At 67.0% G+C, this 20,220-nt stretch carries 10 protein-coding genes; 2 read left to right on the top strand and 8 right to left on the bottom strand.

Annotated features, from left to right (window positions below; all coding sequences use genetic code 11):
• Window positions 1–35 precede the first annotated feature (35 nt).
• Both BN2156_RS00935 and BN2156_RS00930 read right to left on the bottom strand, forming a co-directional pair.
• On the bottom strand, window positions 36–9,299 hold the full coding sequence (locus BN2156_RS00935) for a type I polyketide synthase (protein ID WP_090509259.1): 9,264 nt from the start codon (window positions 9,297–9,299) through the stop codon (window positions 36–38).
• 596 nt (window positions 9,300–9,895) lie between these two features.
• Window positions 9,896–10,510, bottom strand: coding sequence for a MerR family transcriptional regulator (locus BN2156_RS00930; RefSeq protein WP_090509255.1), 615 nt, complete (start codon window positions 10,508–10,510; stop codon window positions 9,896–9,898).
• 319 nt (window positions 10,511–10,829) lie between these two features.
• On the opposite strand from BN2156_RS00930, the gene BN2156_RS00925 reads away from it, so the two are divergent.
• Window positions 10,830–12,098, top strand: coding sequence for an MFS transporter (locus tag BN2156_RS00925; protein WP_162490702.1), 1,269 nt, complete (start codon window positions 10,830–10,832; stop codon window positions 12,096–12,098).
• Here BN2156_RS00925 and BN2156_RS00920 read toward each other — a convergent pair.
• Window positions 12,083–13,303, bottom strand: coding sequence for a low temperature requirement protein A (locus tag BN2156_RS00920; protein WP_090509251.1), 1,221 nt, complete (start codon window positions 13,301–13,303; stop codon window positions 12,083–12,085). The genes BN2156_RS00925 and BN2156_RS00920 overlap by 16 nt on opposite strands.
• Window positions 13,304–13,506: 203 nt before the next feature.
• Here BN2156_RS00920 and BN2156_RS00915 point away from each other — a divergent pair, with 203 nt between their 5' ends.
• A complete protein-coding gene (locus tag BN2156_RS00915; RefSeq protein WP_090509250.1) occupies window positions 13,507–14,091 on the top strand; it encodes an AfsR/SARP family transcriptional regulator in 585 nt (194 codons plus the stop codon).
• A 135-nt stretch (window positions 14,092–14,226) separates the two neighbouring features.
• Here the strand turns inward: BN2156_RS00915 and BN2156_RS00905 are convergent, their stop codons facing one another.
• From BN2156_RS00905 to BN2156_RS00885, 5 genes are all read right to left on the bottom strand, one after another.
• Complete coding sequence (locus BN2156_RS00905; RefSeq protein ID WP_090515295.1) at window positions 14,227–14,913, bottom strand: twin-arginine translocation pathway signal; 687 nt, start codon at window positions 14,911–14,913, stop codon at window positions 14,227–14,229.
• Between the two features lie 14 nt (window positions 14,914–14,927).
• Window positions 14,928–15,755: an Rv1363c family protein gene (locus BN2156_RS00900; RefSeq protein WP_090509246.1), complete on the bottom strand. Its 828-nt coding sequence runs from the start codon at window positions 15,753–15,755 to the stop codon at window positions 14,928–14,930.
• 143 nt (window positions 15,756–15,898) lie between these two features.
• On the bottom strand, window positions 15,899–17,377 hold the full coding sequence (locus BN2156_RS00895) for a FadD3 family acyl-CoA ligase (RefSeq protein ID WP_090509243.1): 1,479 nt from the start codon (window positions 17,375–17,377) through the stop codon (window positions 15,899–15,901).
• A gap of 3 nt (window positions 17,378–17,380) precedes the next feature.
• Complete coding sequence (locus tag BN2156_RS00890; RefSeq protein ID WP_090509241.1) at window positions 17,381–18,571, bottom strand: amidohydrolase family protein; 1,191 nt, start codon at window positions 18,569–18,571, stop codon at window positions 17,381–17,383.
• A gap of 79 nt (window positions 18,572–18,650) precedes the next feature.
• Complete coding sequence (locus BN2156_RS00885) at window positions 18,651–20,192, bottom strand: AMP-binding protein (RefSeq protein ID WP_090509240.1); 1,542 nt, start codon at window positions 20,190–20,192, stop codon at window positions 18,651–18,653.
• Window positions 20,193–20,220: the final 28 nt, after the last annotated feature.

The following is a 20,220-nucleotide window of genomic DNA, read 5'->3' as shown; positions in this document are numbered from 1 at the left end:
GGAAGCGAACCTAGCTCACCTCTCCGTGCACCCACTCACCGCACATACAGATCGTCCTCACCGAGGCGGGCGTCGGCGTTCAGCAACATCGCCGCTTCCTGACGCTTCTCCGGCACGTCGTGGTCGAACCGGCGATCGGCAGGCTTCTCGTACATCGACCGCCCACCGGCGATCGCCCCTGCCAACCGGCGCTGACCGGCCAGCGTGCGCTGCTCGGCCCGCTTGCGGTAGTCGTCGCGCTCGGCCGGATCCAGCGACGCGATGAACGCCTCCGGGTGCACCAGGGCAACCAGGCCGGACACGTGACCGAACCCGAGGCTGGTGACCAGACCGGCCTTGAGCGGGAACTTGCCGCGCAGGTCGAGGGTTTCGCGCACCCAGACGAAGTGGCCGGAGGTGGCCAGCTCGTCGTCGACGCAGTCCAGGCTGCGGTTCGGCGGGATGACGCCGTCGCGCAGGATCTGGCACAGACCCATCATCTGGAACACGGCCGCGCCGCCCTTGGCGTGCCCGGTCAGCGTCTTCTGGCTGACGATGAACATCGGGGCACCGGCCGAGCGTCCCATCGAGTCGGCCAGCCGCTCGTGCAGCTCGGTCTCGTTGGGATCGTTGGCCAGCGTCGAGGTGTCGTGCTTGGAGATCACCGCGATGTCGTCGGCACCCACCCCCAGCTTGGCCAGCGAGCGGGCCAGCTGCGAATCCTTGCCGCCACGCCCGGCGCCCAGGGCGCCAAGGCCCGGAGCCGGGATCGAGGTGTGCACACCGTCGGCGAAGCTCTGCGCGTAACCGACGACGGCCAGCACCGGCAAGCCCATCTTGGCGGCGAGGTCGCCGCGGGCCAGCAGGATCGTGCCACCGCCCTGGGCTTCCAGGAAGCCCAGGCGACGACGGTCGTTGGCGCGGGAGAACTTCGAGTCGCTGATGCCCTTGGCGCGCATCATCTCGGTGTCGGCGGTGGCCGCCATGTCACCGAAGCCGATGATCGCTTCCAGGGTCAGGTCGTCGAATCCGCCGGCGATCACCAGGTCGGCCTTGCCGAGGCGGATCTTGTCCACACCCTCCTCGACCGAGACGGCCGCGGTGGCGCAGGCGCCGACCGGGTGGACCATCGCGCCATAGCCGCCGACGTAGCTCTGCATGACATGTGCCGCAACGACGTTCGGCAGCACCTCCTGCAGGATGTCGTTCGGCTTGGCCCGGCCCAGCAGGTTGCCGTGGTACATGGTCTGCATCGAGGTCATGCCGCCCATGCCGGTGCCCTGCGTGGAGGCCACCAGGCTCGGATGCACCCAGCGCATCAGCTCGGTCGGGGTGAAGCCCGAGGACAGGAACGCATCGACGGTCGCCACGATGTTCCACAGCGCAACCCGGTCGATCGAGTTGGCCATGTCCGGGGTGATGCCCCACACCGTCGGGTCGAACCCGGTTGGGATCTGCGCGCCGACGGTCCGGGACAGCTTGGTCTTACGCGGCACCCGAATCTCGGTGCCCGCCTTGCGGATCACCTGCCAGTCGCTGGAGTCCGGCACCGGCCGGGCCACCGTGTGCTCAGGATCGAAGGACACGAACGCCCGGGCGTCGGCCTCGCTGGACACCACGAAGCTGAAGTCCTTATCCAGGAACACGCTGACCAGCAGCGGCGAGGCGTGATCGGGATCGATCGCACCGTCGTCCACGAACTCGCGGATGCCGCAACGTTCCACCACGGCGTCGTGGTAACGCTCCACGATCTCGGATTCGGGAACCAGCTCACCGGTCGTGGTGTCGTACCAGCCTGCCTTGGGATCGTCTTCCCACTTGACCAGGCCGGTCGTCCAGGCCAGCTCCAGCACACCGGCCGCCGACAGCTCGCCGGAGACCTCCATCTCGAAGCGGGTGCGCGACGAGCCGTAGGGCCCGAGCTCGGCACCACCGACGATGACCACCAGGTCGGCCGGGTCGACGTCCAGGTCGTCCCACTCCGGCGCCGGCGCCGGGTTGTGACCGCGCGGCGGGGACGGCAGTGCCGAAATAGCACCCTCGTCCTCATCGTCCTCGGATTCGGCTGCGGCGCTTGCCATGTCCTCACGGGCCTTGGCAGCCAGTTCGGCCATGTCGATCTTGATGTCACCGAGACCACCGGTCAGGTCCGCCTTGATCGGCGCGTTGGCCGCGGCGACCTTGGACTCCACCGTGCACAGGTTCAGCAGCATGGCTGCCATCTCCGCGGTGCTGTACGTGGTGACACCGGCCTCCTCGACCGCGCTGACGATGGCGTCGTTGTGACCCATCAGCCCGGTCCCCTTGGTCCAGCCGATCAGCGCGTGCGCCAGGCTGACCCGCTCGGCCCACGATGATTCGGCGCTCCACCGGTTCACCAGCGCGTCGAGCGCGGACTTGGATTCGCCGTAGGCACCGTCGCCACCGAACATGCCGCGGTTGGGCGAGCCCGGCAGCACCACGTGCAGACGCGAGGCGATGTCACGCTCGGCACCGATCGTCGACAGCCCGCCGATGAGCCGCTGCACGGCCCACAGCAGGACCTTCATCTCCATCTCGGAGCGTGAACCCGCCTCCGACAGGTCCCCGGCCACGCGCGGTGCGGCGAACGGGAACAGCAGCGTCGGGGTCTGCGCATCCTTGAGGTGGATCGATTGCGGCCCAAGGCTTTCGATCTGCTCGCTACCGACCCACTCGACCAGCTTGTCGATGTCCGAGTAAGACGCCATGTTGGCAGGGACCACCCACAGGGTGGCGCCGAAACGGGCGTTCTCGCGGTAGAGCTCCTTGTAGAACGCCAACCGGTCGTCGTCCAGACGCGAGGTGGTGGCGATGACGGTGGCGCCGCCGTCGAGCAGCTGCCCGACGACCGAGGAGGCGATCGAGCCCTTCGACGCACCGGTCACCACGGCGACCTCGTTGGAATACCGACCGGTTCCCGGGTTTTCCGCACCGGCCGCGATGCGACCGAACAGCGAGGCGTGGATGGTGCGGCCGGCGGCCAGAGCCTTGCCCTGCCACCAATTGGCCTGCGTGGCAACGACATGTCCGGCGCCCTCGAACCGCTCCGAGAGACGCGGCCATTCGGCGTCGATGTCGCCTTCTTCGGCCAGCCACAGCTTGACCAGGTCCTCACGAGCGCTGGCCCAGCGGTCGTCGAACACGACGGCCTTCTTGGCGTCGAATGCCGGAGCCACCAAGCGCGGCCAGTCCGAACCGAGTTCGGTGGTGACCAGGTCGATCAGCTCGGCATCCGTGGCAGCCTCGGGAGCACCCACGGGGGTGTCCAAACCGAGCTGCCCCAGGATCGTGCGCGCGGCCGAGGCCAGCACACCGTCGGGGCCCGTGACCTTCTCGGCGAACTCGTTCAGCGCGGCCGAATCCACCACGCCGCCACCACCGGCACCGCCGGCCGAGGGCAGGCTCACCGGCACGCCCCGGCGGGCGCCCACCGCGGCCACCGCGGCATCGATGACCTTGTCGACGTCGGCGACAGTCGCCAGCGCGCCGGGGTGCAGGCCACCCAGGTCGCCGCCGCGAACGCTGCTGCCTTCACGGGTGCCCAGCGCCACCTCCACGGTGACGTGCTTGGCCCAGCCCGGACCCAGCTCCCAGGTCTTGGTGACGCGTTCGGCGATGTAGCCCGGGCGCTTGCCCGACGGACCGAACACGGTCCGCAGCTGGTCGTTGATCGCGTCCGAGAGCACCGGACCGAACGGCTTGTAGGTGCGGGCCAGCTTGCTGACCTGTCCCTTGAGCGCGCCCAGATCCGCCTCGGCGGCACCGTCGATGGCGCCCAGGTTCAGCTCGGAACCCAGGTCCACCAGCAGCTGGTTACGACGCGAGGAGGCACCGTCGGTGATGGACTCGATCGAGTCCAGCGCCTCGATCTGATCGATACGCATCTTGGCGCTCAGCGCGATCAGGCCGACAGTGGCATCGGCTGCATCGAACGTGATGTCGTCCGGCCGCGGTCCACCCGACGGGGCAGCCGGGGCGGCTGCCGGTGCCGGGGCCGCCTCGGCAGCCGGAGCGGCTTCAGATTCGGCGGAAACCGGTGCCGTGCTTTCCTCGGCCTCGGGCTCCGGCTCGGGATCGGTGTCACTGGCGAACAGCACCGCGGCGTCACGCTCGGCGTTGAGCACCTCGACCGTGCTGTGGGCATATTCGGGCAGCTTCAGCGTGTTGGTGGCCAGTCCGGCGACCGTCGGCGCGTTCTTCACACCGATCTCGACGAACCGCTCGACACCGAGTCCGCCGGCGGCTTCCTCGATGAACAGCAGGTCCTGGGTCTCGATCCAGCGCACCGGGCTGGCGAACTGCCAGGCCAGCAACTCGATGACGATCTTGCGGCACAACTCGATCGGCCGCTCGTTACGCCAGGTGTCGTAGTCGGCGAGGATTTCGTCAAGCGGTTCGGCCGGCACCAGATCGCGGATCTCCTGAATGAAGTCGCGGTCCAGCGTGAACGGCCGGGGCACCAGGTTCGGGATGTAGCGGCCGACCACCAGCTCCGGGTCGCGGTCGCGCGGCAGGACGCGTTCCAGGCTGCGCCGGAAGTCGTCCACGCCCACCCGCAGCACGCTGGAGTGGAACGGCACGTCGATGCCGGGCACCAGGATGAACGACCGCTTGCCGCCACTGATCTCGCGACGACGCTCGACCTCTTCCTCCAGCGCCTCCAGTCCGCGCACGGTACCGGCGATCGCGTACTGCGAGCCGCGCAGGTTGAAGTTCACGATCTGCAGGAATTCACCTGTGCGCTCGGCGATCTCGGCGACGAAGCTCTCCACGTCCTCGTCGGCGAGGTCGATCTGCGACGGGCGGATCGCGGCCAGCCGGTAGTTGGACCGGCCCCGCTCGTCGCGCGGAACGATGTCGTGCATCTTGGAGCCGCGGTGGAACACCGCCTCCAGCAGACCTTCGAGCTCGATCACGCCGGAAACACAAGCCAGTGCGGTGTATTCACCGACGGAGTGACCGCAGGCGATCGCGCCTTCGACGAACGCACCCTGCTCACGCATCTCGGCAACCTGCGCGGCGGCCGTCGTGGCCATCGCGACCTGGGTGAACTGCGTCAGGTACAGCACACCCTCGGGGTGCTCGTAGTGCACACCGGAGGCGATCAGCGACGTCGGGTTGTCACGGACCACGTGCAGCACCGAGAAGCCCAGCGTCTCGCGGGTGAACTTGTCGGCCTTGTCCCAGATCTTGCGGGCGGCCTTGGACCGGGCCCGGACCTCCATGCCCATGCCCTTGGACTGGATGCCCTGGCCGGGGAACGCGTAGACGGTCTTGGGTGCGGCAAGCCGGGCCGTCGCAGCCATCACCAGCTCGGAGCCGATGCGGGCCTGAACCTCGACAACCTCTGCACCGACATCGATTCCGACCCGGTCGACACGGAAGTCGACCTCGTCGCCCGGCTTGACCATGCCCAGGAAGCGGGCGGTCCAGCCGACCAGCTTGGCCGGCGGAACCGGCTTGCCGTCGGTGGCGGTGAGGACGTGCTGCGCTGCGGCCGACAGCCACATGCCGTGCACGATCGGCGATTCCAGACCGGCAAGCAGTGCGGCCGCCCGGTCGGTGTGGATCGGGTTGTGGTCACCGGAGACCACGGCGAACGGCCGCATGTCCACGGGCGCGCCGACCGTGACGTCGCGACGGCGACGACGCGGGGTGTCGGTGGCGTTGTCCGAGATCGCACCGCCGGCCCGAACCGGGTCGGTCAGCTCGGCCTCGCCGGTGCGGCCACGGATGGCGAACCGCTCTTCGAGCTTGGCGAGCTCTGTGCCGTCGGCGCTACGCACGGTCACCGAAACCGGCACAACGCGGCCGACCTCGGTGTCGGTGGCGGCCGAAGCCGTTGCGGTGACGGTCAATTCGGCGGGCTCGGTCGGCAAAGCGGCCAGGAGATGCGCGGCGTGGTCCAGGTGGACCAGGCTCAGCAGACCCTCGACGACCGGGAAGCCGGAGTCGGTGGCGGCGGAGCCGATCGCGGCGAACACCGCGGGCCAGCAGCGGCCGACCAGCGCGTCGGGGACGACGGTGAGCGTCGGCGCCAGCGGGGCGCCGAAGGTGGCGGTGACACCGGTGTGGTCGGCCACCTGCTCGGGGTTCCAGCCGACGGTGACCGTGGCGGTTCCATCGACGACGGGCGGCAACGCGTCAGGACCGTCGACCCCGGCGGCGATGGCGAGCACCGACCGCATCGCGGTCGCGGCGTCGGCGACCTCGACGACCGGTGCGCCACCGCTACGGACGGCGTCGGTCAGGGTGAACCGGATGTCGATCCAGGTTCCCGACAGCGGCACCGACAGCACCACGTGCTGCTCGTCGGCGACCTCGAGCCGGGCCCCGGTGGACGGATGAGAAGCAGAACGCTTTGCAGACCCTTCGCGGACCAACCACTCAGCGGCAGGCGCGATCCGGTGCACCGGGTTGACCGAGGTGCGACCGGCCCACAACACGTCGGGGGCATCGAGCAGCACGGCCAGCGGACCGGTGACATCGTCGCGGCCCTGGCGGCGCGACAGCACGGCCTGCGGCTGGGCCCCGGCGGCCAGCACCTCGTCGACGGCGGCCTGCTCGAAACGGTCCAGCAGCTCACCGACGGGCTCGTCGACCCGGGTGATGCCGGCCACCGCGGCGGTGCCCGGGATGACGCACACCTGATCGGCGTCGTAGCGCGCATCGTGGGCCTGCCACAGCGAGTCGCTGCGCCACCAGCGGCGCACGTCCTTGTCGATCACCGGGACGAAGTTGACCGGCTTGCCCAGCGTCTTGCACAGCTCGACGAAGAACGGCACGTCGGCCGGGTGCAGCTGCACCGACGCGGCGTCGGGGTAGGCCGAGACCAATGCGGTCAGCGCTGCCTTCGGGTCCTCCAACAGCCGCTCGCCGTCGCCGGCGGAATCGAACAGCGTCTCGATCGGACCGAAATCCTGTGCGTGCAAACGGGCTTCGGCGCGCTTGAGCATCTGCTCGAAGCGGTCACGCCAGGTGATGTCCAGCCACGGCGAGTGGTCCCGCTTGGTGTCTGCGGTGCTGTTGCCCTCGCCGATGGCCAGCTCGATGTAGCGGCGCAGCCACTGCAGGTAGGTCATCTCGGCGACATCGCCGAAGTACGGCTTGGCGGTGTTGGCCATCGCGGCGATGATCTCGTCGCGACGAGCGGCCACCGCGTCGGCGTCACCGGCGACCTCGTCGAGCAACCGGCCGCAACGCGATGCGGTGTTGTCGATCTCGTGGATGTCGGCGCCGAGCTGACTGCGGCCCGAGGCCATGCCGCCGGAGGCCTTGCCCGCACCGACCCATGCCTCGGTGCCCTTGGTGTCCACCAGCAACTGCTTGACCTGCGGGCTGGTGGTGGCTTCCAGGGCGGCCATGGCCGCGGTGCCGACCAGGATGCCGTCGATCGGCATCAGCGGGTAGCCGTGGGTGGCCGACCAGCGACCGGACAGGTACTCGGCGGACCGCTCGGGAGTGCCGATGCCACCGCCGACGCAGATGGTGACGTTGGACCGGCTGCGCAGTTCGGAGTAGGTGGCCAACAGGAGGTCGTCGAGGTCCTCCCACGAGTGGTGGCCACCGGCGCGGCCGCCCTCGATGTGGACGATCACCGGCTTGGTCGGCACTTCGGCCGCGATCCGGATGACCGAACGGATCTGCTCGACGGTGCCCGGCTTGAAGACCACGTGGCTGATGCCGAGGTCATTGAGTTCGCCGATCAGCTCGACGGCCTCTTCCAGGTCCGGGATACCGGCACTGACCACGACGCCGTCGATCGGGGCGCCGGACTGACGGGCGCGCTGCACGAGCCGCTTGCCGCCGACCTGCAGCTTCCACAGGTACGGATCGAGGAACAACGTGTTGAACTGGATGGCCCGGCCGGGCTCCAGCAGCTCTCCCAGCTCGGCGATGCGGTCGTTGAAGATCGGCTCGGTCACCTGCCCGCCACCGGCGAGTTCGGCCCAGTGACCGGCGTTTGCTGCGGCCGCGACGATCTTGGCGTCCACTGTGGTGGGCGTCATACCGGCCAGCAGGATCGGCGAGCGTCCGGTGAGCCGCGTGAACTTGGTCGAAAGCTTGACCGATCCGTCAGGCAGGCTGACCACGGTCGGGGCATAGCTGGACCACGGGCGGGCCACCTCGGGCACGGCGCCGATGGTGAACAGGTTGCGCTGGCCACCGCGGGTGGCGGCGGGCACGATGCCGATGCCGAGGCCACGGACCACCGGGGCGGTCAGGCGGGTCAGGATGTCACCGGGGCCCAGATCGAGAATCCAGCGTGCTCCGGCCTCGTGCAGTTCGGTGATCTCGTCGACCCAGTCCACCTGGCTGACGAGGATCGCCTCGGTCATCTCGCGGGCGAGCTTGACGTCGATGCCGACGGCCTCGGCCCAGCGGCCGACGATCTCGACGCCGTCGGCCAGGCGCGGCGTGTGGAAACCGACCTCGACCTGCACCGGGTCGAAGACCGGAGCGAAGACCGCGCCACCGCGGACTTTGCTCTTGCGCTCGGCTTCTTCCTTCTCAGCGATCTGGTTGCAGTACAGCTCGAAGCGCGACAGCTGCTCGGGTGTGCCGGTGATCACAACGGAGCGCCGGCCGTTGCGGATGGACAGCACCGGCGGCAGCACGGTGCGGACGTCCTGGCTGAATTCTTCGAGCAGTTCGTAGATGCGCTCGGGCTCGGCGTTGGTCACCGACACCATCGGCGGGCGGTCGCCCAGCACGGTGATCCCGCGACGGCGGGCGACCAGGGTGCCCGCGGCGCCGATCAGCTGCGCCAGTGCCAGCAGCTGCACATCATTGGCGCCCTTGGCGGCGAGAGCCTCGACAGCCAGCACGCCCTGGGAATGCCCGGCGACGGCCACCGGCGGGGTGGCGGCCAGGTCCATGCCCTGACGGGCCAGCGCGCGCACGGCGGCGATCTGGGTGAGCAGCACGCCCGGCACCGACACGGCGGCCGAGGTGAGCTGCTTGTCGGACGGCACCGGCTCCTCGGCGGCCAGCGCCCGGACCCACTGCAGCGGCTCGAACCCGATGGGTCGCACCACCACGAGCTCGGAGGCGACGGGCTCGAGCAGCAGCTCGGCCTCGCCGGCCAGGGTCGCCAGTTCGGTCTCGATACCGGCCGAGGACACCAACTCCTCAAGAGTCTCCAGCCAGGCGCTGCCCTGGCCGCCGAAGGCCACGGCGTAGGGCTCTCCGGCGCTCAGCCGGTCGACGAGAGCGTGGGTGGAGTCAGCCTGCCGACCGTCGGATCCTGAGTCGTCGTTGCGACCGGAGGACACCCGGTCGTGTTCATAGATCGTCACTGGCGCTATCTCCTCGGTGCTGCTGTGGTTCTGCGGTGAATGGTGTCGCGGTGTGGCTGTCGCGTGCGGTACTCGGTGTCTGTCTGCATGTCTGGGGCGGTGTGGCTGCCCGGGCGACAGGCCAACGGCGATTCAGCGTCGAATCAGGCTGGAATGCAGGCCGCCGGAACTCTCCGGACGGTGTCACTCACATTCCCGCCGTACTAAGAGTGTCATAAGAGCAGAGGGGCGTTTTCCGCTCAGATTGGTTACTGGCGAGTTCTACGCATGGGTAACCGCCGGTAACGTAACGCGGCACCGACTGGCAGCCAAAGTCATTCGGGACAAACGTCCTGTTGGCGGGTGGTTACGGTCGAGTAGCCACAACTGCGCAGATCAAGGCAGTATTGTTATCGAATCGTTATCTAAATTTTCTGCCGCATCCGAGGCCCCGAAGCAGGCGTGAACCAGCAGACAATCGGGCCAAATCTGTCTAGCGAATCCCATCCCGCCGCACAAAAAGTTTGCTGGATTATCTTACTCGCCGGTAACTATTTCAGTCTCGCCGACAAAATCCGGGACTTCGGGGAGGTGGTGGACGTCGCCCCTGGGCGGGGCTAGTCGGCGGTGGCCAAACGGGCCCGCAGGGCCCGGTCCAGCCCCACCGACACCACCGCCTGGGCCAGCTCGCGCCCGGCCGGACCGGAAGCGGCCTCCCGGCATCCGGCGAGCGCCGAGACGGCCGACCCGGCCAGCTGATCGATCGCCGCATCCGTCGACCGGGCGAGGTGCGCCATGATCCGGATACAGCGGCGCTGATCCTCGGCACCCGCGACTATCGCAACCAGCGCCGGGTCGGCCACCTCGGCGGCACCCTCGACGATGTGCACCAACCCGAACTCGACGAGCGTCCGGACGTCGTCGTCACCGGGATCCACGTTCAGCGTCAACGCCTTCGGCTGGTACAAGTCCGCACCCTGGATTCCCAGCGCGTCGGCGAGATCCGTGCCGTTGCGCAGGGCCGCGAAGAACTCGGCGATGTGCGCCGAGTTGAAACCCTTGGCCAGTAGCTGGCTGATCGCCGTGAGCTGAGCCAGATGCCGCTCGCTGTAGTACGCCGAACGCCCGACGCGCCGCGGCGAATCGAGGAGGCCGCGCTCTCGATAAGCGCGGATATTGCGAGCGCTGACGCCGGAAATACGCGCCAGGTCTTCGAGGCGATACTCAACCAAGCCGACGTCCTCCGCGTCGGTTTGAACAGCGATTCATGCCGACACCCTACTCTCCGATTAATGCTGCGAGCGAATTTACAGCTGAATGAATCCAACATCCCGCCACCCCATCTGTACCACGACTATCAGCGGATATGCCACATCACCAGTCACATGACAGACGCAGACATGCATTTTCAGCCAACTCGGCGAAACGCCGCAATGCCGGCCCGGAGACCAAATTCACAGCCGCGAGAAAGAAGCCCGGTCGCTTCGGCACCCCGGGATGCGAGAGCATGTACGTCTGCGGAGAGAAAGACATTTGACGAAAGGTGCCCGCGTGCGTCCCTGGATCGTTTGGGCCACCGGACTACTCGCCTACATCATCGCGGTACTCGACCGCACCACCCTCGGCGTCTCGGGTCTGCAGGCCGCCGACAGATTTGCCGCAAGCCCGGGTGTGCTGTCCACCTTCGTCGTGCTGCAGGTGATCGTCTACGCCGCCGCCCAGGTTCCCGCCGGACTGTTGTTGGACCGCTTCGGTTCCCGCGTGCTCATCGTCTGCGGGGCCGCGCTGATGACCGCCGGCCAACTCGTGCTCGCTCTCAGCGAGTCCCTTCCCGCGGCCATCGGCGCACGCGCCGTCGTCGGGCTGGGCGACGCACTGACCTTCATCTCGGTTCTGCGCCTGGTGCCGTACTGGTTCGAACCGGCACGTGTCCCACTGGTGGCCCAGTTGACCGGGATCTGCGGCCAACTCGGCCAGGTCCTGTCGGCTGTCCCGTTCCTGGCGATCCTCACCGGGTCAGGGTGGACACCGGCGTATCTGTCGGTCGCCGCGTTCGGGCTCGTGGTGATCGTGTTGGCGCTGGCGCTGATCCGCAATACCCCACACGGTTCGGCCCTGACAACCGAGCCGATCTCATTGCACGCCACCCTGTCCCGTATCAAGACCGTCTGGCTGCGGCCCGGCACCAGGCTCGGATTCTTCACCCACATGGGCACGCAGTTCTCGGTCACGGTCTTCGCGCTGATGTGGGGAGTGCCCTATCTGACGGTGGCGCAGGGACTTTCGGAGACCGCAGCGGGCACCCTGTTGACCGTGTCGGTGGTGGCCGCCATCTCGGCCGGCATCATGATCGGCATCTTCACCGGCCGGCATCCGCACCGCAGGTCACGCCTGGTCCTGTGGATCATCGCCAGTAATGCCCTGGTGTGGACCGTGGTGCTGGCCCTGCCGGGTCCGGCGCCGGTGTGGTTGTTGGTGGTGCTCATCGTCGTCATCTCGGTCGGCGGTCCCGGTTCCATGGTCGGCTTCGACTTCGCCCACACCTTCAATCCGAGTCACACGCTCGGCACCGCCCAGGGCATGGTGAACATGGGCGGCTTCCTGGCAGCACTGTTGGTGATGCAGGCGATGGGCCTGATCTTGTCCGGCACCGACAGCTACTCCTTCGCGTCGTTCCGCCTGGCCTGGTCGGTGCAGTACGCGGTGTGGATCCTGGCGACGATCGGAATCCTGATCACCCGCACCAAGACCCGACGCTTGTTGGCGGCCGAGCAGGAACGAATGCTGTTGGAAGGCTTCGAGGCTCACCCCGGTCGCTGAATGCCCACGCGCTGGTCGACGATCGCCGCGGCGTGCCGGTGCCCGAACGCCTCGAAGCCGACGACGACCGCCACGGGCGCCGCGGTGACGATCAGCAGGCATATCGCCATCGACGTGCCATGTGCGGCCAGGGCCACTGCGGTCACCAGCGCCGCCGAGGCCAGCACCAGCAACAGCGCATGGAAGAGATCGACCTCGGCCACCAGGAATGAGTAGATGACGAACATCGCCACCAGATAGATGCCCACCGGTATCGCCACTGCCAGCACGGTGCCGATAGAACTCAAGTGCGAGTGACCCTCGACGTAGTAGGCCGCCACGTGCAGTCCGGCGCCGGTGGCCACGATCGACCCGAACACCGCCAGGTGCAGATATCCGTACCAGAACGAGAGGGTGCGGTGAGCATGGAGCAAGTCGCCTGCCGGGATCAGAAAGTACACCCACCACATCCCGAAGGTCAGCCCGATGCCGGCGGCCACGAGCAGGATCGCGTCGGTGGACCACCCGTGCTCACCCACGGCCGCCGTCAGCGAAGCGACCGTACCGACCACACCTTCGCCCAGTGCGATGATCGCGAGCAGTCCGTAGCGCTCGGCGACGTGATGGGCGTGCCACGGGGTGCCGCCCATCCGCCGTTCGGCCAGGACCGGTCCGCTGATCTCCACGACAACCAGCACCAGTGCGGTGAGGAAGAAGACCGTCACCGAGGTCTGGACGAAGATCTGCACCGCCCACCCGATCTGGGCGATCACGACCACGGTCGCGTACGTCAGGCACGCCGACCGACGCGGCGGATCCTGGGCCGCGGCTCGTAACCACTGCCCCACCAACGCGATCCGCATCACCACGTACCCGGCCACCATAACGGCGTTGTCGACGTGGCCGCCGTGATCGACCGACGCGAACATCGGGGGCAGGCCGAGTGCCAGGACGATGACGCCCACCATCTGCAGCATCGTCATGACCCGGTAGATCCAGTCATCGGTGTCGTAGGCGGACGCGAACCAGGTGAAGTTCATCCACGCCCACCAGATCGCAAACGCGGCGAACCCGAAGCCCACCAGCCCGGCCGACACATGGCCTTCGGCCATCAGATGCGCGAATTGCGAGGCCGCCACCCCGAACGCGATCACGAAAGTCAGGTCGAACAGCAGTTCCAGGGGTGTCGCCACCCGGTGTGGCTCGTGCGGGTCACGACCGGTCATCCGGCTCAGCCGGTGGGATTGAACCGGGCTGGGTCTGTCCTCGTTCACCCTGGTATGCCCCTTCCTTGCAAAATTTCACCGCAATTCCACCCCATCTCGGCGCCGGACCGCGGATTGCGTGCGGCGTGGTGGCAGAAACGTGGTCCAAATACAGGTAGTGCACTACTGATGTCAGGGGCGCGGCCACGCTCGAGGATGAGAGTGTGTCCAAGCAATTCACGCTGAACCTCCTCGGAGAGTTCGCGGTATACCGAGACATGGAACCGTTGGTGCTGCCGCCTTCGTGTCGCCGGCTGGTGGCGTTGGCCGCGGTGAAGCGCCGCGAGCTGCACCGCAGCTGGGTGTGCGACTTGCTGTGGCCGGGCAGCCCGCCGCAGAAGGCGGTCTCCTCACTGCGTTCCGCGCTGTGGCGGTTGCGCCCGCTGGGTGCCGACTCCTTGCTCGTGGTGCGACACCAATACGTCAGCCTGGCTCCCGAGGTGAAGGTCGACTGGCACGACGCGCTGGCACTGCACGAAGCCAGGACGGTGACCGAAGGGCGACCGGTGCCTGCGCCGGCCCAACCCGTCCTGCACCGGCTGATGCGCAGCGGAGATCTCCTCGAAGGCTGGCCCGATCCCTGGTGCGTGGCCGAGCGCGACCGTTACCGCGCCATCCGGCGGTCCGTCCTGGCCACACCCGAGGACGCCGCACCGAGGCAGGTAACGCACTACGCGGCTCCGGGCGCACCGCACCTCACCGGCTGCGGGGGCCGTCACCAGAGCGACAATGCGGGGTGCCTGCCATGAATGCTCTGCTGTTCAGCCTCGCGGTGGTGGGCGCACTGGTCACGGCGCTCGCCGTGCACGATCTACAGATCTGGCTGGAGCGATGGGAGTACGAGCGTCACGCCCAGGACTGACGCTCCCCCGAAGGAATCGCCGCTACACCGGGTCGAACGACGAGATCAGCCAGTTGCCGTCGATCTTGCTCATCCCGACCTTGACCGCGCTGGCCGCGAAACTCCCGTTGGGGTTCTCGGAACTGGTCGTGGCCTGGTTGACGAACACCAGGACCACCGCGGAATCGGGGTGGATTTCCGACACCGCAGAGCGCACCACGGCTGCGGAGGTCCTGACCGCCTTCTGCTTGGCGGCTGGGGCGACGATCTCCTGAGTGAACTGGGTGTAGTACGACAGGAAATCTCCGGTCAGGTGTGACTTGGCGGCGGAGAAATCCCGGTCGAGGCTGTCCGGGGCGTAGCTCAGCAGCGCCACCGTGCCATCGTTGGCAGCCTTGAGGACCGTCGCCGACGCGGCCGGGCCGGTCTGCTGGTCGACGCGGAACTGCGCGAAGTAGAGCCATCCGGCCAGAGCGGCCGAGGCAATCAGCGCCACCACAAGCGCCAGCGGGAACCAGAGCCGCTTCAGCTTCTGTTGCCACCCGGTCGGCTCCTCGGCCGCGTCGCTGTCGCCATCGGGATCACCGGCCTCGTCGACTGCCGTCTCGGTGTCGGTCTTCTCGACTGACGTCTCGGTGTCGGTCTTCTCGACTGACGTCTCGGTGTCGGTCTTCTCGACTGACGTCTCGGTGTCGGTCGACTCGGTGTCAGATTTCTCGGTCTCTTTGATGTCCTGATCCAGGGTCACGGCACGAACTCGACTTTCGACAGCTTGATCTGGTCACCTTCGCGGACCATGTCAACGGCCACCCGCCACGGCCGTGGTTGCTTGTTGGCCCCGGTGGTGTTGGTGACCTTGGTGTTCACCGAAACCAGGACGACGGCGTCGGTGTCGCTCATGGTGTCCACGGCTGCGCCGGTCACGCTGGCCTCGGTCACCACCTTCGCGTCCTGGGCCAGCTTGACGAAGTCCTTCGACTGAGCCTCGAAATCCTCGCGGAACTCGCCAGTCGAGTTGTCGAGGATGTTCTTGACGGCGTCCTGGGCATGATTGAAGTCCAGGGACATCAGCGTCACGACGGTCTGGCGGGCGGCGGCGGTGTACTCGGCCGCCAGCTGCTGGCGATGCTCGGCCTGCCGGTGCTGCCAGATCATCCAACCGCTGAACCCGAGCAGTCCGGCAATGACGATGAGCGTCAGGCAGCTGGCCAGCACCTTCCAGAACAGGCGAGATACCCGGACCCGGGGCAACCGGCGCGTGGACTTCCCCTCGACGGCCTCCGCTTCGGCTTCCGGTGCAGCTTCGTCGAGCGGCTCGGCCTCGACAGCCTCTGTTTCGACGTCTTCGCCGGCATCAGCCGCTTCGTCGGGGGCGGCCGCTTCGGCGTCGTTGTCGGCGGCAACCTGGTTACGCAGCCGGATGGCCCGCGCCCTGGCACGCGCAGCGGCGGCCACGGCCTCGGCTTCTGCGGCCTCGGCTTCGGCCTGTTCGGCCAACTCCAGTGCGTCGCTCGACGACGCGTCATCTTCGCTAGTATCGAGTACCGGCGACGAAGGCTTGCGGGACGGCATGCCGACCTCCTGTCCGTTCAGCAGCCTGCTTAACGAGAATTACGTTATCAGTTTGCGGTAGTGACCCGAGAGTACATCATCGGCAGCAGGCACTTAAATGCCTATTTAGCTGCGGAAATGATGTTTACGCGCTGTGCGTACATCTAGCCCGGACTGGCAGTTACCCGCGCCTCAAGCTGATTCTTCATCACCTTGCCGGTGGCGTTGAGCGGTAGTTCGTCGAGAAACTCGACATATCGGGGCACCTTGTAGCCGGCCATCCGTTCACGGCTCCAGGCGATCAATTCCTCGGCGGCGAGCGGCTCAGCACCCGGGTCCTCCCGCCGCACCACGAACGCCTTGCCCACCTGCCCCATCCGATCGTCGGCGACGCCGATGACAGCAACCTGCGCGATCGCCGGATGTTTGAGCAGGAATCCCTCGATCTCGGCCGGGTAGGCGTTGAAGCCGCCGACGATGAACATGTCCTTCTTGCGTCCGACGATCCGTAACCGGCCCGACTCGGTGAGCTCACCGAGGTCCCCGGTGTGCAGCCAGCCGTCGGCGTCGATCGCCTCGGCGGTGGCGGCCGGGTCATCCAGATAGCCCTGCATCACGTTGTATCCGTGCACCAGCACCTCGCCGTCGTCGGCGATGCGAACGTCGACGGCCTCGCACGGCACGCCGGCAGTGGTGGCCACGTCCTCGGCCGAGTCACCGGGCCGCGACAGCGTGACGTTGCCCGCCTCGGTGAGGCCGTAACCGGTCATCAACGTCTGGAACGGCAACTCCTCGCGGATGCGCCGTACCAGTTCCACCGGGATGTCGGCGGCGCCGGTCACCCCCGCCCGCAGCGTCGCCAGCCGGTCACGGTCGGCGACAGCCAGCAATGAGTGGTAGAGCGTGGGCGGGCCCGGCAGCATCGTGATGCGCTCGCGCTCAATCAGTTCCACAACATTGTCGATGTCGAACACCGCGACTGGCAGCATCGTCGCCCCGCGCAGCAAGGACGCCACCAACCCGGCTTTCAACCCGAACGTGTGGAAATACGGGTTGATCATCAGATAGCGGTCACCCTCGCGCAGATCTGCCAGGGTGGCCCACTCCTCGTAGGCCCGCAACGTCTGACGGTGGTTCATCATCGCGCCCTTGGGCCTGCCGGTGGTGCCCGAGGTGAAGATGACGTCGGAGACGTCGGTGGGTTCCACGTCCCGGACGAACGGCGACCCGCTGCTCAAGAAGTCCGATTTCAGCTCGATGACCGGTACATCGAGATTAGTCTCGGAGAAGCTGAAATCCTGTCCGAGGAAACCCTTTTGGACCATGACCGCCTTGGCGCCACTGCGCTCCACCACGTCGGCGGCCTCTTCGGCCTTGAACCGGGTGTTGACCGGGACCAGGACGCCACCGGCGGCCATGATCCCGAATGCGGCGATGATCCACTCGGCCGAATTGGGGGCCCAGACCGCGACCCGGTCCCCTTTTTCGACACCGAAATCGGCGAACGCACCCGAGGCCTTGCGGACGCGTTCACCGAGTTCGACGAAAGACAGGCGCAGCGGACCGTCGACGACAGCCTCGGCATCGCCGAAGCGGTCCGCTGCACTCAAGACCATCTCAGGGATGGTCTGCCAGGACGACACCTGTTAGGTGGTGACGAGGCGACCGAGGTTGCCGCCCATGATCTTGGCCTGATCTTCGACGGCCAGATGCTCGAGCGCGGTCACGTAGTGCGTCGGCTCGGCCAGGCCCTCGGGGTGCGGCCAGTCGGAACCGTAGAGCACCTGGTCCACACCGATCAGGTTGATCAGGTCGTCGATGCCCTCCTCGTAGAACGGGCTGACGTAGATGCGGTTCTTGATCTCTTCGATCGGGTTGCCGAGGAAGGCCTCGGGCGCCTTCTTGTACACCTCGGCCATCGAATCCAGCAGCGGGAACATCCATTTCGAGCCGGCTTCGACGATGCCCACCTTGAGCTTCGGGTGGCGGAACAGCGCACCGTGGATGACCCAGGAGGCCACGGCATCCTGGATCGGGCGCCACTCGTTGAGGATCGACATGGCGTTGGTCTGGAACGGCAGCATCTCCTGCACCGTGCCGTCCCATTCCGAGGTGTAACGCGAGTAACCGCTGTCTGAGGAGTGCATGCCGACGAACACGTCGTACTCGACGCAGCGCTCCCAGAAGGGGTCGAACTCGGGCAGCGCGAACGAGCGCGGACCGCGGAAGCCGGGCACCGGGGCCGGACGGACCAGGATGGCGCGGGCACCGCGCTTGACCGCCCACTCCAGCTCCTCGATCGCCTTGTCGACGATCGGCAGGGTGATCACCGGGGTGGTGAAGATCCGGTTCTGGTAGTTGAAGCCCCAGACCTCATCGAGCCACTGGTTGAGCGAGTGGATGATGACGTGGATGGCGACCGGATTGTCGCGCAACCGCTCCTCGATGAGGCTGGCCAGCGTCGGGAACATCAGCGAGCGGTCGACACCGAGCTCGTTCATCAGCTCCAAGCGCGGCGCCGGCTCGAAGAATGCCGGGATTGACCGCATGGGCTCACCGAACAGCTCACGCTTGCTCTTGCCGTCCGGGTTACCGAACTTGAAGTACTCCTCCCAAGCACCCGGCTTGGCGACATGCGAGAACGTCGGGTTCGGGATGTAGTTGCTGATGTGGCCGTCGATCGCGATCTTGGTACGACCGTTGACCTCGACGTACTGGACGAGGTCCTTGTACTCCTTGGGGAGGTACTTGGTCATCGCCTCCGGCGGCTCGTAGAGATGGTTGTCCGCGTCGAACAGCGGAAACGGAATGTCGACCCTATGCGACAGTTGCCCCATGGAAAACTCCTTTGCAATTCGAGAGAATCATATTCTCACTTGATACGTGCCGCAATGCCCAACTCGGCCGGAGGGCTGCTCACCGGGCGATTGCAGCAATCTCCTGACGGATGACGAACTTCTGCACCTTGCCGCTGGCCGTACGGGGAAAGTCTTCGGCCAGATGTAGCTCTTCCGGCCACTTCTGCCGGGCCACCCCGTTGGATTCGAAATGCGCCCGGACCTGATCGAGGGTGGGCATCGTTCCGCCGTCGCGCACCCGCAGCACGGCGGCGACCCGCTCACCCAGCCGCGCATCCGGAGCGGCCACCACGATCGCCTCGACCACGTCGGGCAGACCGAGCAGCACCTCTTCCACCTCCAGCGCGCTGATGTTCTCGCCGCCGCGGATGATGAGGTCGGTGGTGCGGTCGGTGATGGTGAGGTAGCCGTCCTCGTCGAGCACGCCGATGTCGCCGGTGCGATACCACCCGTCGGCGTCGAAGTGCTTTGCGGTGAGCGCATCGTCGGTGTAACCCAGGCACAGGTCGGGGCCGCGGCTGAAGATCTCGCCGTCCGCCCCGAGCCGGATCTCCACCCCCGGACGCACGTTGCCGTCCGTGTAGAGGCGCTTGGCTTCGGGAGCGGACGCGCCCGATCCGGTGATCGACGGATGCTCGGTGCTGCCATACGAACGAAAGACGAACAGGCCCAGATCGGCCAGTCGTCTGGTGACCGCCGCGGGCACCGTCGAGCCGCCGAGGCCGACCGTGGTGAACCGGGCCAGATGACGTTCGTTGAATTTCGGATGGTCCATCAGGCTGGTGACGAAATACGGCGGCCCGCCGCCGATCGACAACTCGTCGCGCTCGATCAGCTCCAGCACCTTGCCCGGGTCCCACACGTCGCACAGGTCGATCGGGGCGCCCTCCAGGACCGGGATCAGGAAGGCACCGAGCATGCCGATGAAATGCCCGACGGGCGTGGCGGTGAGTTGGCGGCCCCGGTCCGGCGGATAGTTCTCCAGCAACTGGCGGGTCTCGAAACCCAGTGTCTGATGGCTGTGGATCACGCCTTTCGGGTCGCGGGTGGTGCCGGAGGTGAAGGCGATCAGGGCCGGCGCGGCCGGATCCGCGGTCAGCGTGCCACTCATCGGCTCGTCGGCGAGTAGGTCGTCGAAACTGGCTTGTCCGACCAGCCCGACGATCGGCACATCGGCACACAGATCGGGCTCGAACTTCATCCGGCCGAACTGCTCGGTGGTGATGAACACCTTCGGCCTCGCGGTGCCCATGATGTGGCCGAGTTCCTTGCGCCCGTAGAAGTGCACGATCGGCACTGTCACCGCACCCAGGAAGGCCGAGGCCCAGAAGGCGACCGCGGCCTCCATCCAGTTCGGCAGCTGCAGGGCCACGACGTCACCCGGGCCGACCCCGCGGTCCCGAAGCCCGGCGGCCAGGCGCCGGGCGGTGTGCTCGACCTCGCCGAATGTGCCCTGGTACGGACGCGTCGCGGAATGCACATAGAACCCGGCATCGGGACTGGCGGCCAGCCCGTCGGCCAGCATCTGGCCCAACGTTTCAGGCCGCCACCAACCTTCTTCGACGTACCGTTTGGTCAGCTCAACGGGGATGTCGCGCACAACGGTGATGTTATTCTCATGAAACGAG

The sequence above is a fragment of the Mycolicibacterium neworleansense genome, from assembly GCF_001245615.1.
Taxonomy (GTDB): Bacteria; Actinomycetota; Actinomycetes; order Mycobacteriales; family Mycobacteriaceae; genus Mycobacterium; species Mycobacterium neworleansense.
Note: the sequence above shows the minus strand (reverse complement) of the source record. Positions and strands in the feature narration are given on the sequence as shown.

Excerpts from the sequence above, each read along its gene's own strand:
- BN2156_RS00920 (WP_090509251.1), bottom strand. The coding sequence starts at position 13,303 with ATGACCGGTCGTGACCCGCACGAGCCACACCGGGTGGCGACACCCCTG.
- BN2156_RS00900 (WP_090509246.1), bottom strand. The coding sequence starts at position 15,755 with ATGCCGTCCCGCAAGCCTTCGTCGCCGGTACTCGATACTAGCGAAGAT.
- BN2156_RS00890 (WP_090509241.1), bottom strand. The coding sequence starts at position 18,571 with ATGGGGCAACTGTCGCATAGGGTCGACATTCCGTTTCCGCTGTTCGAC.